Raw genomic sequence first — 16,562 nt, forward strand, 5'->3', positions numbered from 1 at the left:
TCTCCGGTTGAGGTTGACGGTCTGGACGGGACCGGTCTGTCAGGCTGCCGCGGCGGCTGTGGCCGCGGCCTGCGGACGACCCGCGTCGTGCACGGGATCCATGACGTCTCCGGCCTCGAGCCCATAGAGGTCTCGGGCCACGTCGTCAGTGAGGGCCTCGGGCGTGCCGTCGAAGACGATGCGGCCCGACGCCATCCCGACGAGGCGGTCGCAATAGGAGCGGGCCAGGTCGAGGGAATGGAGGTTGCACAGCACGGTGATGCCGAAGTGCTTGTTGATGCGCAGGAGCGCGTTCATGACGACCTTCGTGTTGCGCGGGTCGAGCGAGGCGATCGGTTCGTCAGCAAGGACGATGCGTGGCTCCTGGACGAGAGCGCGGGCGATGGCCACGCGCTGCTGCTGGCCGCCCGAAAGACTGTCGGCGCGCTGGGACGCGAGGCCGGCGATGTCCAGCATCTCGAGAGCCGCCAGGGCCATCGCCTTGTCGGAGTCGTTCCACAACCGCAGGACCGAGGACACGGTCGAGGTCTTATTCAGGCGGCCCATCAGCACGTTGGTGAGCACGTCGAGCCGGCCAACGAGATTGAACTGCTGGAAGATCATCGCGCATTGCGCGCGCCAGTCGCGCAGCGCCTGGCCCCTCAGGGCGGTGACGTCGCGCCCGTCGAACCGGATGGTGCCGCCGGTGGGCTCCTGCAGGCGGTTGATCATCCGCAGCAGCGTCGACTTGCCCGCGCCGGACCGCCCGATGACGCCCACGAAGCTGCCCGGCGTGACGGACAGGGACACCGCGTCGACGGCGGCCTTGGCGCCAAACCGACGGGTCAGGTCGTCGATCTCCAGCATGGTCGTGCTCCGGTTGCTGTCACCGGACTCCGCTAACGAGCGCACGCAACGGTCTTGTGACGGGGAGACGACGATCCCGCGAAAACGACGTCACGCGAACGTCATGCCCGCGTGCGAGCGAGCCGTATCGATGCCGGAGGACGCCATGGCGAAGAAACTCGGACCCGAGCCACTTATCCATCCCACCGCCCGTGTGCAGGACTGCCGCCTGGGGCGGTACACGGAGGTGGGCGAGCGGACCAGCGTGGCGGAGACCACGATGGGCGACTACTCCTACGTGGTGAACGACGGCAGCATCATCTCCACGACCATCGGCAAGTTCTGCTCGATCGCGGCGATGGTCCGCATCAATCCGGGCAACCACCCGATGCACCGCGCCACGCAGGCCCATTTCACCTACCGCGCCTCGGCCTATTTCGAGGGCGAGGAGGACGAAGCGACGTTCTTCGAGTGGCGCCGGTCGACGCCCGTCACGATCGGGCACGACGTGTGGATCGGCCATGGCGCGATCATCCTGCCCGGCCGGTCCATCGGCACCGGGGCGGTCGTCGCGGCGGGGGCGGTCGTGACGAAGGACGTGGAGCCTTACACGATCGTGGCGGGTGTGCCGGCCAAGCCCGTGCGCCGGCGTTTCGGGACCCGCATCGGCGACCGCCTGCAGGCGCTTGCCTGGTGGGACTGGGAGCATGAACGACTTCGTGCCGCACTCCCCGATTTCCGCGCGCTGGCTGTCGAGGCCTTCCTGGAGAAGCACGGTGGCTGACGGCGCACGGCCTGCCGGGCGCGGGCACCGCTACGCCGTCTATTTTGCGCCAGGACCCGAGACGGCCCTGTGGCGCCTCGGATCGGCCGTCCTCGGCTACGACGCAGCGAGCGGCGCAGACGTTGCAGCAAAGGTTCCCGAAGGGTGGTCAGCCGAGGCCTGGCATGCCCTTACGGACGATCCTCGGACATACGGTTTCCACGCCACCCTCAAGGCGCCCTTCAGGCCCAGGGAGGGCGTGACGGAAGGCGATCTGCTGGCGGCACTCCAGGGTCTTGGTCGCGCGTCCGCTGCCTTCTCCATGGACCTTCAGGTCGCGCGCCTCGGCTCTTTCGTCGCCATCGTGCCGCGGCAGGCCCCGGCTGCCCTCGGCGCCCTTGCCTTCGCCTGCGTCGAACGGTTCGAGGACATGCGCTCACCGCTCAACGCCGGCGAGATCGCCCGCCGCAGGCCCGAGCGGCTGACGGAGCGCCAGCGCGCCTATCTCGACCGGTTCGGCTACCCCTACGTGGCGGAGGACTTCCGCTTCCACATGACCCTCACGGGGGCGCTTCCAGCAGGGGCCTCCGACCCGGTCGATGCCCTGCGGCGCCTTTTCGCGCCCGTGATCGACGCAAGCCCCACCCTGCTCGATGGCATCTCGCTCTGCCGCCAGGACACCCCGGACTCGCGCTTCAAGATCGTGGCGCGGGTTGCTCTTCAGGGGTGATCAGGCGGGGCCATCGCTGCGTGTCCACAACGATACGGCTCCCGACCTCTCACAAACGGGGCCCCCTCAGTGCAACTCCTCCACATGCAATGAGCCGGCGGGCAGGCGGCCGTCGGACATTGCCATCTCGCGGGTGAGTTGCAGGCCCATGCCGGCGTGGCGCCAGCCAGGGATGTTGCGGCGGGTCTTGGGCTCGGAGATGTCCTTGAAGTCGCCGTTGACCATCACCTGCTGGATGCGGCCGGGCTCGCCCAGGATGCGGACGTCCTTGGAGGGGTCGCCGTCGACGATGATGAGATCGGCCAGCATGCCGGGCGCGATCTCGCCGACCTTGCCGGGCATCTTCAGGCCGATGGCGCCGTTGCGGGTGCCGCACTCGATCGCCTGGAGATTGGTGAGCCCGAAATAGCGAACGAACACCTCCATCTCGCGGTAGTGCCAATGGCCGTAGGGCACCATCGAGAAGCCGCTCTCGCTGCCGCACAGCAGCGGCACGCCGGCCTTGTAGGCCTTCTGCATGGTCTCGATGCTGTCGGTGATCTCGCGCTCGAAGAGCGAGATGAGAGAGGCGTCCGTGCCGAGCCGTTCGCCGAAGTCGACCATGTTGGCCTGGAAGGTGAGCGCGGGCGAGATCGGGATCTTCTTGTCGGCGATGATCTCGAGCGCGCGGTCGTCCATGCCGGTGGCATGGAAGATGAGGTCGAAGCCCGCTTTGGCCGCCTTGTAGGTCGCGCCGGCGCCGCGGCAATGGCCCATCACCGGGGTGCCGAGGTCGTGCGCGGTGCCGGTGATGAGCTCGAGCTCCTCGTCGGTCCACACGCAGAGTTCGCCCAGATGCGAGAGCCGCGGGATGACCCCGGTGACGTGCACCTTGATCCAGTCGGCGCCGGCCTTGATCTGACGACGCACCTCCGCGACGATCTCGTCCTTCGACCGCACCGCCATGTAGTAACCGGTGATGCCGGTGTCGTTGATCAGCCGGCCCGCCGTGCCGCCGACGGCCGTGATCAGCGCGTAGCTGCCGCAGGACATGCGCGGACCTTCGGCCACGTTGGCCTCGATGGCGTCGCGCAGGTCGATCATGTTCTCGAAGGTGGAGTCGGGATCCAGCAGGCCGGTCACGCCGGCGCGAAGCAGCTTCTTCGCGTTGTAGGCCGCGACCAGGGCGGAAAGTGCGTTGCGCCGCTGGAAGAAGATCTCGGAGTTCGACGCGGCGTCGTCGAACGCGAGGTGGCAATGGGTGTCGATCAGGCCCGGCATCAGCGTGCGGCCCGCGACGTCCAGCCGGTCGATGCGGCGGGCGAGATGGTTGGCGCGGGCATCGGCCTCGGGCCCCACCGCCTCGATCTTGCCGTCCGAGACGAGCACGGAGGCGGCAAAGGGAGCGCGGCCGGCGCCATCGATCACGTTGGCATTCTGGAAGAGAACGGCGTTCGTCATCGGTCAGCCTTTCCTGGTCGTCGTTTCGGGGTCAGCGGGCCTTGCCGACGCGCAGCAGCCGACGGGCGTTGTCGGCGAGGTCGGGGGCGGGGCGATGGGCGGTGCCGAGATCGGGGGCATCCCAGCCCGAGAAGTTCGTGCCGTAGACGAGGCGCTCGCGGCCGACGATCTGCTCGAAGAAGTGCTCGGAGCGCTCGCTGTTGAGGTGATTGTCGAACCACAGGCGCGCGTAGCGCTCCTCGAAGGCACCGTCCTGGCGCAGCTCCGGCGGCGACCATGGGCGCTTGCGCGCGGCGCGCTCCATCCGTCCCAGCAGGTAGGCGGACGAGCCGCCGCCGTGGCTGAGGCAGATGTCGATCTGCGGGTGCCGGTCGAGCACGCCCCCGTAGATCAGCGTGGCGACGGCGATCGTCTCCTGGGCGGCGAAGCCGATGACCACGTCGAGGTCGAAGCGCTTGAGGTTCGGGTCGCCGGGCGGGCCGTCGAGCCCCGCCGGGCCCGGATGGATGAACAGCGGCACGTCGAGCCGGACGCAGGCGGCATAGAACTGGTCGAGCGAGGGATGGTCGAGCGGCACCGGGCTGTCCGTGCCGATGTAGCCGCCCAGGAACCCGAGGGACGTCACGGCGTGCTCGAGTTCGGCCACGGCGGCGGCCGGATCCTGCAGCGGCAGGGCCGCGAAGGCGGCGAGACGGCCGGGGTGTGCCGCCACGATCCTGGCCAGCGCCTCGTTGTGCGTCCGGCAGAAGGTGACGGCGGCGGCCGGATCGATGAAGTGGAAATAGGTCAGCGGGTTCGGCGAGAGGACCTGGACGTCGATGCCCGCCTGGTCCATCCGCTGGACCCGAAGGTCGGCTTCCATGAACGGCCCGCCGACGTAGCGCACGCCGTCGAGGCGGTAGGAGCCGACACGGAACCAGGGCATGCCGTCAGGGTGCTGGCCGATTTCCGGCCCGAACGGACCGGCGGCGCCCATGGTCTCGGCGATGACCACGTGGGCGTGAACGTCGATGACGGCTGCATCCTTCAGTCCCACGGCCACCTCCCTGGGCGGCGGTGCCAGCGGCCCGCGCGCCTCGTTCGGGCAGGATCGAAGGGGCGCCTGCCCGCGCCCTGGATCGATAATGATCGATTTCGATATAAATGGCCAGCGGCAGCGCGGCCGTCAATCGTCGTCGTGGGCCTTGGAGTAGTCTTCGAGCGAGACGAACAGCCGATCGAGCAGCGTGGAGAGCTCGCCGAGCTCAGCCTCCGACAGGGATTGCACCATGTGGAGGTAGACGTCGCGGCTCAGCGCCTCGCATTCGGCCGCGATGCGGCGGCCCTCGTCGGTGAGCGTGACGGCGACCGACCTGTTGTCGTCCTGCGCCCGCGTGCGCGTGATCAACCCGCGGCGCTCCAGGTTGAGCAACTGGTGGGAGATCGTCGACTGGGGCAGCACGAGCACGTCGACGAGCTGTCCGACGCGCGCCTCGCCGGCCTCCGCCAGGAACACCAGCAGGCGCGAGGTGATCTGCTCGATCTTGCGCTCGCGCAGCAGGCGGTTGGCGACCAGCGCCAGCTTGGCGTTCAGCCGGTGGATCTTGAACGAGACGCGCTGGCCGGGGACGGGGACGTCCGCCGCGTCGGGTTCGCGAGCCGTCTTCGCAGTCATCTTCTGAGGCACGCCGTGACCCCGGTCTGTCGTCATCGAGCCCCGCGCCCCCGGCGCGCCGGCGCCGGCAGGGTGCACAAGGACGGCGATGCCCGCAAGGCCGCTGCGCGCGGTCGCGGTGAAGCAACCGTGCCGATCCGCGCTTGACCCGGCGCGACGGCGGTCCCTAGCCTGACCCCGGACACGGGTCGGGACCGGGGCGATGGGCGGATGCATGGGAGGCGACCGCCGATGATGGCCTCGCCGGAGCACGGACTTTTCACCCCGGTGACCCTGGGGTCGCTGCGCCTGCCCAACCGCATCGTCATGGCGCCGATGACCCGCGGCTTCTCGCCCGACGGTGTGCCTGGGGAGACCGTCGCGGCCTACTACGAACGCCGTGCCGCCGGCGGCGTCGGTCTGATCGTCACCGAGGGGGTCGCGGTCAATGCCGAAGGTTGGCACTCCTTCACGGCGCCGCGTCTCTACGGCGACGACATCGTGCTGCCGTGGAGGCGCGTGGTCGAGCGGGTGCACGCGGCCGGGGGGCGCATCGCGGCGCAGCTCTGGCACGTCGGCGCCACCGCCTGGACCACCGTCCTGCATGCCGGCGAGGTGCGCCCGCGCGTGCCGCGCGCGGGGCCCTCCGGCCTGTCGGGAGCCGGGGAGCCGATCGCCCGCGCGATGAGCGGGCGCGACGTCGCCGACACGATCGCGGCCTTCGCGACGGCGACGCGGCGGGCGCGCGACATCGGCTTCGACGGCATCGAGATCCACGGTGCGCACGGCTATCTCGTGGACCAGTTTCTCTGGGCCCGCACCAATCGCCGCGCCGACCGCTACGGCGGAGACGCCCTGCAGCGGGCGACCTTCGCCCGCGAGCTGGTCCAGGCCTGCAGGGCCGAGGGCGGACCGGACTTCCCCATCCTGTTCCGCTTCTCGCAATGGAAGTCGCTCGACTACGGCGCGACGCTGTTCGACGGCCCGGCGGACATGGAGCGCGTCCTGCGTCCGCTCGCCGACGCCGGCGTGACCGCGTTCCACGCCTCCCAGCGCCGCTTCTGGGAACCGGCCTTCGCCGGCAGCCCCCTCAACCTCGCCGGCTGGGCCCGGAAGGTCACCGGCAAGCCGTCCATCACGGTCGGCTCCATCCTGCTCGACGCCGACTTCAAGCAGGGCACCACGGAGCGCGGCGGCGGGACCGCCGCCGGCGCCGTGACCGCGGAACGGATGGAGCTGTTGGCCGGCATGCTCGCGCGCGGCGAGGTCGACGCAGCCGCCATCGGCCGCGCCCTCATCGCCAACCCCGACCTGCCCGAAATCCTGCGGCGGGGTCGTATCGGCGACCTGCACGGCTTCGATCGCGCGCAGCTCGCCACGCTGGAGTGAAACGCGCCCGGCGCCGCCCTAGCCTTCCGCGTCCATCACCACGAACCCGGTCCGCGCCGTCGTGCGCCGCGAGATCGTGTCCGCGTCGTCGGTCGTCACCAGCGTCATGCCCATGTGCATGCGCCGGCGGGCCTGCTCGAGCAGGGCGGGGTCGATCGAGATCCGTTCCAGTGTCTGCGGCTGGGCGAACGGGTCCGTGCTGGCGGTGAAGGACGAGGCGAGCCAGGTGAGCCTGTCGGCGTCGGCATCGGCCTGCGCCAGCGTGTAGACCCTGTTGCCCAGCGGCTTGCCGGGATCCTTGATCGCCACGCGGCCGCGTGCCACCTCGCGGCCGTTCTCGAGAACGCGCGCGGTCTGGCTCTTGCGGCTCACGACGACGGCCGTCGTCTTCGGGGTGGCCTCATGTCCTTCCGCATAGGCCTGGCGCAGCAGCGCGGTCTGCACGGCGTGGAACTCGTTGCGGGCATATTGCCCGAGGATCATGCCCGGGTGCGTGACGGAGGAGGGCTGGGAGGTGTCGTCCGCGATGACCACGGTCATGCCGAGCCTGGTGACGCCGAACAGCAGTTCGGAAAACCCCATCGGCAGGCGCACGCAACCGTGCGAGGCCGGGTAGCCCGGCAGCTGGCCGGCATGCAGCGCGATGCCCGACCAGGTGAGCCGGTTCATGTTGGGCATCGGCGCTCCGTTGTAGGTCGAGGAGCGGTGGTGCTTGTCCTTCTGCAGGATCGTGAAGACCCCCGTCGGCGTGCGGTGTCCCGCCTTGCCCGTCGAGCAGCTCGACGCGCCGATCCGCACGCCGTTGCGGTAGACGTGGACCCGCTGGTCCGGGATCGACACGATGATCAGGATCGGCCCGGCGTCGGAGCGGTCCGGGAACCAGTCGTACTCGCCGTTCTTGAGCTCGTCGGCGAGCTTGGTGGTGCGTTGGCCGAGCCCAGGCGTCGGCCCGCCCAGGATCGCCGTCGCCGCCGCGCCCCCCGCCAGGCCACGCAGGACGGCGCGGCGGCTCGGACGCGCCGATCCACCGTCGTCGACGCTCACAGCCCGCCCTCGTTCACCTTGGACATCACGCCGAGATAGACCCCGGCCGGATTGAAGCGGCAGGCGAAGGGCTTCACGCCCTGGGACCCGAGATCGGCGGTCGCATCGACCAGCGACCCTTCCGGGCCCGGCCGCGTGCCGAGGATGCGGATCCTGTCCGGCTTCGTGGCGAAGTCTACCGCCGCGTAGCGGCGACACTCGGCCGACTGGTCCCTGGCCGGCACGGCACTGCCCGACGCTTCTCGCAGATAGCGGCCGTTGACCCAGCCACGCATCGGCGAGCCGCCGGTCGTCTCGACCTGGCACCATCGCTGCGCCCCGACCATGCGGCAGCCGCCGTTGCGCAGCGTCGTGCCGTTGGCCAGATCGGCGAGGCTCGCCGCGCGCAGGGACGGATCACCGCGCAGATGCAGCGTGTCACCCCGCGGCACACCGGCCACGACCCACGTGTCCGGGCCGCCCTGGAGGCCGTCCGCGAAATCGCCCTTCACAGGACCCGCTGCCGCCGCCGAGGCGCCGGGGATCGCGACGGTGAGCGTGAAGTTCGCCCGCTGGCCTCGTCGGGCGGCGGCCCGGTTCAGGAACACGGTCACGGTGTAGGTGCCCGAGGTCGCCAGGGCGCCTTCGAAGCGGTTGGGATCGGGCAGCATGTCGGCGACGGCGAGGGCCTCGTCGCCGGGGCCTCGACCGGGTGCGTAGAGATTGAACGAGGCGAACCTGCTCGAGCTCTTGAAGGCGAGCTTCAGGGTCTGGCCCGCTTCGGCGGCCACCGTGTAGGCGACGGTCGCGTCGCCGACGACGGTCCCGCGCAGCGTGGCGCTCGTCGCACCGGGGGCGAAGCGCACGGCGACGGGGCGCATGTCCTGCGCCATGGCGGCGGGCGGCGCGCACAGGAGCGCGGCGAGAATGGCCTTGTGCAGGACCCGGCGCATGGGGCCTCCTGAAGATTGGCTGAGCTTCAGCCGGACCATTTCAGGTTGGCCGACGGGTCGCTATCCGGATTGCGCACGCCGCAGCGTGGCGGACGGGCTCTCCCCGAACCGCGCCGCATAGGTCTGGGAGAAGCGTCCCAGATGGGTGAAGCCGCATTGCAGGGCGAGGTCCGTGACACGGTCGTCGGGATCGCCGCGCACGAGGCGCAGGCGAACCTGCTCGAGACGGGCGCGGGTGAGCGCCTGGTGAGGCGTGAGCCCCCGGTACCGGCGAAACGTCGCCTGCAGACCGCGAACGCTGAGCCCGGCTTCCGCCGCGACGCTCTCGATGCGGATGGGCAGGCCCGCATGGGCCTCCATGAAGGCTTCCGCGCGCCCGAGCTGCGCCAGGCTGCCGGTGGCGGCACGGCGGCCCGGACGGGTCTCCGCGAGCGCCGCGGCGAGACGCCCGGTCAGTTGCTCGGCCGCGACGGCGAGGGTCTCGCCGGACGCAGCCCCGCGCCGCAGGAGAGCCATCAGGTCGCTCATCTCGCGTGCCAGGGCCGCCGCCTCGCCCGCGCGGGCCAGCCTGCCCGGCTCGGCGGCGACCTCGCCCCCGAGCGCATCGCGGGGGATGGCGAGGAGCAGCGCCTCATACAGGCCGGCCTGGTCCGGCGCCACGATCGTGCGCCGCTCGTTGGGGCCGAACACCAGCAGGTCGCCGACACCCGCCGTCCAGTCCGAGGTCTTCGTGGCCACGTCGACCCGCCCGCGCAGCGGCAGGATGACGTTGACGTGGACCTCCTCGGCCAGCGCCACCTCGTGTCCGGTCGAGTGGACGCCGAAGAGCTTGCAGCCACGGTCGCCGATCGCGGCGCTCTCGATCCTCATCCGCCCGTCGGGGCGCGAGAACGCGAAGTGACGCGTCTGGCTGAAGATGACCGGATCGGTCCCGCGCCGACCCTCGAATGCGACGGATCGAAGCCCTGCCAACTGGTCCCTCTCGCCCATGGCGGCGGCGCGGCGCCCCGCTCCCCGGCAATGTGACTGAAGCTACGCAATATGGATAGCGCGGGGCGCGGCGCTGAGCCTTACTGGCCACCCGCATTACGCGAATGTGATCTGCCGACACAGAGGAGCTGAGCCGTGCTGACAGAACTCTTGCGACCGGTCGGGACAACCGTCTGCGCTCTCGCCGGTCTCGTGACCCTCGCCGTCCCGCTGTCCCAGCCGGCGGCGGCAAAGGACGGGCGCAATGCGGCCCTGATCGCAGGGGCCGCGCTGGGTGCGGCGGCCCTGGCCGCGGCGAGCCGAAGCCACCAGAGCGAATACTACCAGCCGTACTACGGCCCGGGCTATGCACCGCCCCCGCCGCAGCCGGCCTACGCGCCGCCGCCGAACTATGGCTACCAGTACTCCGCCGTCTTCCACCCCTATCCCGGCGTGACCTGCTACCCCGCGCAACGATCCTGCTACAAGGCCAACGGCAACTACTCGCCCACGATCTCGGGCCGAATCTACGGCTACTGAGGAGCACCGCCATGACGAAATCTTTCTTCGCAGGCCTGATCGTCGCGGGATCCTTCGCTGCGACCGCGCTCTTTTCCGGCCCGTCTCTCGCCGCCGGTTCGTCGGAGCCCTCGAGCCTCAGCCGCTACGTGCTGTCGCACGCGTCCGACTTCCTCAAGCAGTCGCTCGCGCCCGAGCAGATGTCCTCGCTGAACCTCGCCGCCTACTCCGCCGCCGCCGCTTCGGCCTGCGGCGAGATCGACCTCGACGAGGGGAAGTTCACCAAGCATTTCGAGAAGCTCGCCCATCGCAACGAGGCCAAGCTGTCGCCCGAGCAGAAGGTCCAGTTCGAGCGCCAGCTGATGCTGGTCTATGGCGTCTCCATCGGCGCGTTCCTGGCCGAGGCGGGCCAGAATCCCGACGAGTTCTGCAAGGACGCCAAGGAGTTCAAGGACGCCAACCAGGCCACCATGCTCTGGAAGTGAGCGTTCGCCACGGACCGATCCCCGCATCGAGGGTGCGACCATGCACAAGCGTCTCTTCGCGGGGGTCGTCGTCGCCCTCGTTCTCGGATTCTCGGCCCGGTCCGGCGCGGCGGACAAGCCCGTCCTCGGCGCCTGGGGGCTGGAGACCCAGCACATGTCCCGGACCGTGCGGCCGGGCGACGACTTCTACCGCTACGTCAACGAGGGCTGGCTGAAGACGGCGGCGCCGCCGCCCGGGCTGCCCTACGCCAACGCGTTCGTGGATGCCTATCTGCGGACGCAGGGGCAGCTTCAGAGCCTCATCGACCGGATCCTGTCCGCCAAGGCGGACCCCGGCAGCGACGAGGACAAGATCGCCACGCTGTACCGCAGCTACGTCGACATGGACCGGCGCAACGCGCTCGGCCTGGCGCCCCTCGCCCCCGACCTCGACGAGGTCCGCGCCATCCGTGACCATGCGGACGCGGCCGCCGTCATGGGGCGCCCGCTGGCCAAGTCGCCGATGAACGCCGCCGTCACCGTCGACAGCCGCAATCCCCGCCGCTACGTGGTCGTTCTCGCCCAGGGCGGGCTCGGCCTGCCCGGCCGTGACTATTATCTCGAGGCGCAGGAGCCCTACGCGGGTCATCGGCAAGCCTATCTGGCGCATATCGCCGAGATCTTCCGGCGCGCCGGCATGGAGGGCGGGCCCGCGAAGGCGCAGGCCATCCTGGACCTGGAGACGAAGCTCGCTCAGGTGCAATGGTCCCCCGCCGAGACGCGGGATCCGGTGAAGACCTATCGCGCGATGACGCTTCCTGAACTCGAGGCCTATGCCCCGGGCTTTGCCTGGACGCGCTTCTGGGCTTCCACCGGCCTCGGCGTGCCAGACCGGGTCGTCGTCCAGACGGACAGCGCCATCCAGAAGAGCGCGGCGATCGTCGCGGCGGCCGACATCGAGACGCTTCGCGCCTATCTCGCCTTCCACTACATCGACGACCTGTCGCCCCTGCTGTCGGCCGAGTGGAGCGACCTCAACTTCGCCTTCTACGGCAACCGGCTTGGGGGCATCGCGCAGCAGCAGAGCCTTGCAAACCGGGCGCAGGCCCACATCGCGGGAGGCTTCGGCGAGGTGCTCGGCCGCGCCTATGCGCGCCAGTTCTTCCCGGCCGCGTATCGCGAGCAGATGGACAGGATGGTCGGCCACCTGCGCACCGCCTTCCGGAAGCGCCTGGAGGGCAACGCCTGGATGGACGAGCCGACCCGCAAGGCCGCCATCGTCAAGCTCGACGCGATCGTCAGCCACATCGGCTACCCGGACCGCTATCGCGACTGGTCGAGCCTGACGTTCACGGCCGGGGACCTCGTCGCCAACCAGAAGGCCCTGGTGCGGTTCTTCGTGGCCGATTCCGTCGCGCGCCTCGGCGAGCCGCGGCGCGACTGGCAATGGGGCTATCCAGCCACCGAGATCAATGCCGGGTACAGCCCGTCGATGAACTCGATCACCTTCCCGGCCGGCATCCTGCAGTCGCCGTTCTTCGATCCTGCCGCCGACGCGGCGGTCAACTACGGGTCGATCGGCGCCGTCATCGGGCACGAACTGGGGCACGCGTTCGACGACCAGGGCAGCCAGTCGGACGAAACCGGCGCCCTGCGCAACTGGTGGACGCCCGCAGCGCGCGGCGAGTTCGAGAAGCGTGCCGCCGTTCTCGTGGCCCAGTTCGACGGCTTCACGGCCCTGCCGGGCCTCAACGTCAACGGCAAGCTGACGCTCGGCGAGAACATCGGCGACCTCGGCGGGCTGACGATCGGCCTGGATGCCTACCGCGCCCACGTGGCCGAGCAGAACGGCGGGCAGGCGCCCGTGATCGACGGCTTCACCGGCGAGCAGCGCTACTTCCTGGCCTGGGCCCAGCTTTGGCGCGATTTCACCACGCCCGACACTCTGCGCCGCAACGTGCTGACGGATCCCCACAGCCCCAGCGAGTTCAGGGTCAACGGTCCGCTGCGCAACATGGATGCCTGGTACGCCGCCTTCGGCGTGAAGGAGGGCGACGCGCTCTACCTCGCGCCGGAGAAGCGCACCAGGATCTGGTAGGGCCTCAGACGTCCCGCGCCGACGAGACGATGCTCACGAACGTCTCGCCGGACATCGGCCGTCCGAACAGCCAACCCTGGGCCCGGGTGACGCCACGGTCCTGAAACCACTGGACCTGCCGTTCGGTCTCGACGCCCTCGGCGACGATGTCGAGGTCGAGCTGTCGCGCGAGCTCGAGGATCTGGACGAGGACGGCGGACTTGGAGCTGTCGTGGTCGAAGGTCTCCGTGAAGCCGCGGTCGATCTTGATCGCGTCGACGGGAAGATCGCCGAGGTAGCTCAGGCTCGAATAGCCCGTCCCGAAGTCGTCCAGGTAGATGCGGTGGCCGCGGTCGCGCAGCAGCCTGAGACCGCTGACCGTCGCGTCGCGGTCGGCGGTGGCGTGCTCCGTCACCTCGAACGCGACGGATGACGGCGGCAGGCCGGCCTCGGCGCAGACGTCGTCAACGATGGAGAAGAAGGCACCGTTGCGCAGGTCGCGCACGGAGATGTTGACGTTCACGTGGAAGCCCGGCTGCTCGGACAACAGCGGCGCGAGGTCGACCACCGCGCGACGCAGCACGAGTTCCGTGATGTCCGACACCCAGCCGCGCGCCTCCGCAACCGGGATGAAGACGGACGGCGGCACGAACTGCCCCGTGTCGTCCAGCCAGCGCACGAGCGCCTCGCAGCCGACGACGCGCCGCTCGGGCAGGGCGACCACCGGCTGGTAGAGAACGTCGAGACGCCCGTCGCCCAGCGCCCGCTTGAGGCGGGCGGGCAGGGTTCGCGTGCGCCGGCGCGCCACGTCCACGAGGAGCGCGACGATCAGGCCCAGCAGGCCGCCCAGGATCGCGCCGGCCGCGAGCAGGGGCAGGTTCGTCTCCCGGATCGTGGCCTTCTCCAGCGCCGCCGTGACGCAGAGGGACTGCTCGACGTCACAGGCTGGCTGGAACACCGTGCCGCCGCGGTCCACGGCCTTGCCGGCCAGGATGGCGCCCGGCTCGAGCGGGACGGAGCGACCGAAGAGGCGCAGGAAGCGCCCGTCCTTGCCGACATAGCCCGCGACGTAGTCGGCGCCGAGCAGCACCTCGTCGGCCAGGGCATCGGGGTCCAGGACGGCGTTGGCCTCGCCGGCCTGCAGGATCGGTGCCCGGCTGTTGCGGGCCAGCAGGAGCGGTTCGGACGCGTAGACCGACAGGCCGCCCGGCGTTTCGAGGTCGGGCCTGACGATGTCGCGCGGGGTCGCGAGCCGCTGCAGAACACCCGAGCAGACCAGCTTGTCCCCGCGCAGGCGGCCGACATCCTTGACGTAGCGGGTGCGGAAGACCTCCTCGCGCAGCTTCTCGAGCTCCGCGTCCGAACAGAAGGCGTCGGGCTGGCGGTTGAACGTGTCGAGCGAGCGGCGCGCCTCGCGGTCCATGGCCGCGAAGTGGGAGAGGACGCCGCGGGCGACCGACGACAGCCGCTGCTGCGACAGGTCGAGCACGATCGACCAGGTCGCGAAGGCGCACACGGACGCGCAGGCCAGCATGAGCCCGAGGTAGAGGGCGGCCATCCTGGCGAGGTGCCAGGCGGGTCCGCCTCCCCCGGCTGGATCGTCGGCTTCAACTGGCTGCAAGAACGAAGACTCGCGTGATGCTCCACCGGGGACCTTCATTCTGAACGGAAAGTGCAAAGGATCCATTGAGGATCCGGCCGTCCCGATCACGCTCGCTGGCGCTCCGGACCTGCGTTCCGTATAAGCGCCGGTGTTGCGGACCGGGGCTGGAACATGGCCGTCTCACAGTCGAAACCTGCCAGGAAGGCGAAGGTCGGGTCCCCCGTCGAGAACGGCGGGAGGCAGGCCTCTCTCACCGAGCAGGTGTATCTGCGCCTGCGCGACGAGATCCTGACCTGCGAGCTCGAACCGGGCCGCGAGCTGTCGGAGGCCGAGCTCGCCGCCCGCTTCGAAGTCAGCAAGACCCCCGTGCGCGAGGCCCTCGCGACCCTGCGGCTCGAAGGGTTGATCCGCACCTTTCCCCGGCGGGGCTACCAGGTTCTGCCGGTCACCTTCGGCGACATGAACGACCTGTTCGACGTTCGCACGGTGCTGGAGGCGGGGGCCGCGGAATTCGCCTGCGTGCGGATCTCCGACGAGGAGCTCGACCAGCTCGAGCGCATGGCCGACGTCGTCTACCATCGCGGCGAGCAGCCCAGCACGAAGCGCTTCATCGAGGCGAACCGGGACTTCCACGCCGCCATCGCCAAGGCGTCCGGCAACGACCGGCTCTTCCAGCTGGTGCTGCGGCACATCACCGAGCTCGAGCGCTTCTTCTACCTCGGCGCCCGGCTGCGCGACGTGAACACCGAGACCAAGAGCGACCACCACGAGATCGTCGACGTTCTGCGCCGGCGCGACCCGGCCGCCGCGCGCGCCATCATGATCCGGCACAACGAGATCACCCGGCGCGGGCTCTTCGCGGCCCTCACCTCCTCGCGCAGCCACGGCCTGATCAGCATCTGAGCCGCATCGGCCCGATTGACGGGACCCCGCTCTGGCTGCTTTCTTGCGTGGGATATATCTCGTAATATTTCTGCGAGTGTCCCAGTCCCGGCTGTGCCGGGCTCGACCGCGAGGTGCACGTGATCGGCGTGACGATGGATGCGACAGGCGCCTTTCCCGCGGACTACGCGTCCTCGGCCGAGCGCTTTCGGACCACGGCGGCGCGCCTCGGCGCGAGCCTGGCCCGCTACGACAACCCGGGCACGGGTCCCGCCGGCGAACCGCTGGCCACGGACACGGCCTGGTTCGGCCCCCGCGACGCCGAGCGCGTGCTCCTCCTCGTCGCCGCGACCCACGGCGTCGAGGGCTTCTGCGGAGCCGGCGCGAAGATGGACTGGATGACCCATGGCGGGCCGGCGTCGTTGCCCGCCGGGACCGCCGCGCTCCTCGTCCACGCCATCAACCCCTACGGCTTCGCCTGGCTGCGGCGGACGACCGAGGAGGGGGTCGACCTCAATCGCAACTGCATCCGCTTCGAGGACGGCCTGCCCGACAATCCCGGCTACAGGGAGCTCGCCGCGCATCTCGTGCCGCCGTCGCTGGACGCCGCGGCGCTGGCGCGCGCCGACGCGGCGCTCGCCGACTACAAGGCCCGCCACGGCCTCTTCGCCTACGACGTCGCGCGCAGCTCGGGGCAGTACACCCATCCCGAGGGGCTCTTCTACGGCGGCACCGGACCGACCTGGTCGCTGCGCACGATCGAGGCGGTCTGCCGCGACAACCGGCTCGGCGAGCGCAAGGGCGTGGCCGTGATCGACTACCACACCGGGCTGGGCCCCTTCGGCTATGGCGAGCCGATCGTCGGGCACAAGCCGGGCACGGCCGGCCAGGCGCGGTGCCGGGCCTGGTACGGGTCGAGCCTGGGCGAGCCCCTGCTCGGCACCTCCTCCTCCGTCCCCATTGCCGGCCTGACGCAATACGCGTGGGAGCGCCTCGTGGGGGCCGACCGGCTGACCTTCATCGCCCTCGAGTTCGGCACCTTCGCCTCGGACGTCGGCACCGTCGCCCTGAGGGCCGAGCACTGGCTGCACGCCCGGGGCCCCGTCGACTGGGCGAGCGAGGAGGCCCGCGCGATCAAGGCGGCGCTGCGCCGCTTCTACTACCCCGGCACGCGCGACTGGCAGGAACTCGTCCTGCTGCGCAGCCGCCAGATCCTCGCGCAGGCCACGGCCGGCCTGCAGACCGCCCATCCCTGACCAAACGCTCGGGCCAGCCCGCCGGGAGAACCGCCC

The 16,562-nt window shown here is 70.2% G+C and carries 16 protein-coding genes; 8 read left to right on the plus strand and 8 right to left on the minus strand.

Annotation, left to right across the window (positions count from 1 at the left end; all coding sequences use genetic code 11):
• Nucleotides 1-39: 39 nt before the first annotated feature.
• Entirely contained in the window at nt 40-846 is an 807-nt protein-coding gene (gene phnC, locus Q0Q47_RS12975; protein WP_293860062.1) for a phosphonate ABC transporter ATP-binding protein, read from the minus strand.
• Between the two features lie 145 nt (nt 847-991).
• Here phnC and Q0Q47_RS12980 point away from each other — a divergent pair, with 145 nt between their 5' ends.
• On the plus strand, nt 992-1,609 hold the full coding sequence (locus tag Q0Q47_RS12980; RefSeq protein WP_293860065.1) for a DapH/DapD/GlmU-related protein: 618 nt from the start codon (nt 992-994) through the stop codon (nt 1,607-1,609).
• Nucleotides 1,602-2,318 (plus strand): DUF1045 domain-containing protein, encoded by a 717-nt coding sequence (locus Q0Q47_RS12985; RefSeq protein ID WP_293860068.1) that lies wholly within the window; start codon nt 1,602-1,604, stop codon nt 2,316-2,318. Before Q0Q47_RS12980 ends, Q0Q47_RS12985 begins: the two co-directional genes overlap by 8 nt.
• A 66-nt stretch (nt 2,319-2,384) precedes the next feature.
• On the opposite strand, the gene Q0Q47_RS12990 is transcribed toward Q0Q47_RS12985, so the two are convergent.
• The 3 genes from Q0Q47_RS12990 to Q0Q47_RS13000 form a co-directional block, all read right to left on the minus strand.
• Nucleotides 2,385-3,758 carry an amidohydrolase family protein gene (locus tag Q0Q47_RS12990; protein WP_293860071.1) on the minus strand — a complete coding sequence of 458 codons (1,374 nt, stop codon included), beginning with the start codon at nt 3,756-3,758 and terminating at the stop codon, nt 2,385-2,387.
• A 31-nt stretch (nt 3,759-3,789) separates the two neighbouring features.
• Nucleotides 3,790-4,794 (minus strand): amidohydrolase family protein, encoded by a 1,005-nt coding sequence (locus Q0Q47_RS12995; RefSeq protein WP_293860074.1) that lies wholly within the window; start codon nt 4,792-4,794, stop codon nt 3,790-3,792.
• 129 nt (nt 4,795-4,923) lie between these two features.
• Nucleotides 4,924-5,412: a MarR family transcriptional regulator gene (locus Q0Q47_RS13000; protein WP_293860077.1), complete on the minus strand. Its 489-nt coding sequence runs from the start codon at nt 5,410-5,412 to the stop codon at nt 4,924-4,926.
• A 231-nt stretch (nt 5,413-5,643) separates the two neighbouring features.
• On the opposite strand from Q0Q47_RS13000, the gene Q0Q47_RS13005 reads away from it, so the two are divergent.
• Nucleotides 5,644-6,780: a 12-oxophytodienoate reductase gene (locus Q0Q47_RS13005; protein WP_293860080.1), complete on the plus strand. Its 1,137-nt coding sequence runs from the start codon at nt 5,644-5,646 to the stop codon at nt 6,778-6,780.
• 18 nt (nt 6,781-6,798) lie between these two features.
• Here Q0Q47_RS13005 and Q0Q47_RS13010 read toward each other — a convergent pair whose 3' ends face one another.
• The 3 genes from Q0Q47_RS13010 to Q0Q47_RS13020 are packed head-to-tail and all read right to left on the minus strand — an operon-like array spanning nt 6,799 to nt 9,626.
• Nucleotides 6,799-7,824 (minus strand): L,D-transpeptidase, encoded by a 1,026-nt coding sequence (locus tag Q0Q47_RS13010; RefSeq protein WP_293860083.1) that lies wholly within the window; start codon nt 7,822-7,824, stop codon nt 6,799-6,801.
• A complete protein-coding gene (locus Q0Q47_RS13015; protein ID WP_293860086.1) occupies nt 7,821-8,756 on the minus strand; it encodes an SH3 domain-containing protein in 936 nt (311 codons plus the stop codon). Before Q0Q47_RS13015 ends, Q0Q47_RS13010 begins: the two co-directional genes overlap by 4 nt.
• A gap of 60 nt (nt 8,757-8,816) precedes the next feature.
• Nucleotides 8,817-9,626, minus strand: a complete 810-nt coding sequence (locus Q0Q47_RS13020; protein ID WP_293860089.1) for a helix-turn-helix transcriptional regulator — start codon at nt 9,624-9,626, stop codon at nt 8,817-8,819.
• Between the two features lie 255 nt (nt 9,627-9,881).
• Here Q0Q47_RS13020 and Q0Q47_RS13025 point away from each other — a divergent pair, with 255 nt between their 5' ends.
• The 3 genes from Q0Q47_RS13025 to Q0Q47_RS13035 are packed head-to-tail and all read left to right on the plus strand — an operon-like array spanning nt 9,882 to nt 12,806.
• A complete protein-coding gene (locus tag Q0Q47_RS13025; RefSeq protein ID WP_293860092.1) occupies nt 9,882-10,265 on the plus strand; it encodes a hypothetical protein in 384 nt (127 codons plus the stop codon).
• 11 nt (nt 10,266-10,276) lie between these two features.
• Nucleotides 10,277-10,729: a hypothetical protein gene (locus Q0Q47_RS13030; RefSeq protein WP_293860095.1), complete on the plus strand. Its 453-nt coding sequence runs from the start codon at nt 10,277-10,279 to the stop codon at nt 10,727-10,729.
• Between the two features lie 40 nt (nt 10,730-10,769).
• Entirely contained in the window at nt 10,770-12,806 is a 2,037-nt protein-coding gene (locus tag Q0Q47_RS13035; RefSeq protein ID WP_293860098.1) for a M13 family metallopeptidase, read from the plus strand.
• A gap of 4 nt (nt 12,807-12,810) precedes the next feature.
• On the opposite strand, the gene Q0Q47_RS13040 is transcribed toward Q0Q47_RS13035, so the two are convergent.
• Nucleotides 12,811-14,343, minus strand: coding sequence for an EAL domain-containing protein (locus Q0Q47_RS13040; protein ID WP_293860101.1), 1,533 nt, complete (start codon nt 14,341-14,343; stop codon nt 12,811-12,813).
• A gap of 216 nt (nt 14,344-14,559) precedes the next feature.
• Here Q0Q47_RS13040 and Q0Q47_RS13045 point away from each other — a divergent pair, with 216 nt between their 5' ends.
• Both Q0Q47_RS13045 and Q0Q47_RS13050 read left to right on the plus strand, forming a co-directional pair.
• Complete coding sequence (locus Q0Q47_RS13045) at nt 14,560-15,291, plus strand: GntR family transcriptional regulator (protein ID WP_293860104.1); 732 nt, start codon at nt 14,560-14,562, stop codon at nt 15,289-15,291.
• Nucleotides 15,292-15,410: 119 nt separating this feature from the next.
• A complete protein-coding gene (locus Q0Q47_RS13050; protein WP_293860107.1) occupies nt 15,411-16,526 on the plus strand; it encodes a M14 family metallopeptidase in 1,116 nt (371 codons plus the stop codon).
• The last annotated feature ends 36 nt before the right edge of the window (nt 16,527-16,562 follow it).

The organism is uncultured Alsobacter sp., assembly GCF_945952055.1.
Taxonomy (GTDB): domain Bacteria; phylum Pseudomonadota; class Alphaproteobacteria; order Rhizobiales; family Beijerinckiaceae; genus Alsobacter.

Coding starts and splice junctions, on each gene's coding strand:
- phnC (WP_293860062.1), bottom strand. CDS start 846: ATGCTGGAGATCGACGACCTGACCCGTCGGTTTGGCGCCAAGGCCGCC.
- Q0Q47_RS12980 (WP_293860065.1), top strand. CDS start 992: ATGGCGAAGAAACTCGGACCCGAGCCACTTATCCATCCCACCGCCCGT.
- Q0Q47_RS12990 (WP_293860071.1), bottom strand. CDS start 3,758: ATGACGAACGCCGTTCTCTTCCAGAATGCCAACGTGATCGATGGCGCC.
- Q0Q47_RS13000 (WP_293860077.1), bottom strand. CDS start 5,412: ATGACTGCGAAGACGGCTCGCGAACCCGACGCGGCGGACGTCCCCGTC.
- Q0Q47_RS13005 (WP_293860080.1), top strand. CDS start 5,644: ATGATGGCCTCGCCGGAGCACGGACTTTTCACCCCGGTGACCCTGGGG.
- Q0Q47_RS13015 (WP_293860086.1), bottom strand. CDS start 8,756: ATGCGCCGGGTCCTGCACAAGGCCATTCTCGCCGCGCTCCTGTGCGCG.
- Q0Q47_RS13020 (WP_293860089.1), bottom strand. CDS start 9,626: ATGAGGATCGAGAGCGCCGCGATCGGCGACCGTGGCTGCAAGCTCTTC.
- Q0Q47_RS13030 (WP_293860095.1), top strand. CDS start 10,277: ATGACGAAATCTTTCTTCGCAGGCCTGATCGTCGCGGGATCCTTCGCT.
- Q0Q47_RS13035 (WP_293860098.1), top strand. CDS start 10,770: ATGCACAAGCGTCTCTTCGCGGGGGTCGTCGTCGCCCTCGTTCTCGGA.
- Q0Q47_RS13040 (WP_293860101.1), bottom strand. CDS start 14,343: ATGGCCGCCCTCTACCTCGGGCTCATGCTGGCCTGCGCGTCCGTGTGC.
- Q0Q47_RS13045 (WP_293860104.1), top strand. CDS start 14,560: ATGGCCGTCTCACAGTCGAAACCTGCCAGGAAGGCGAAGGTCGGGTCC.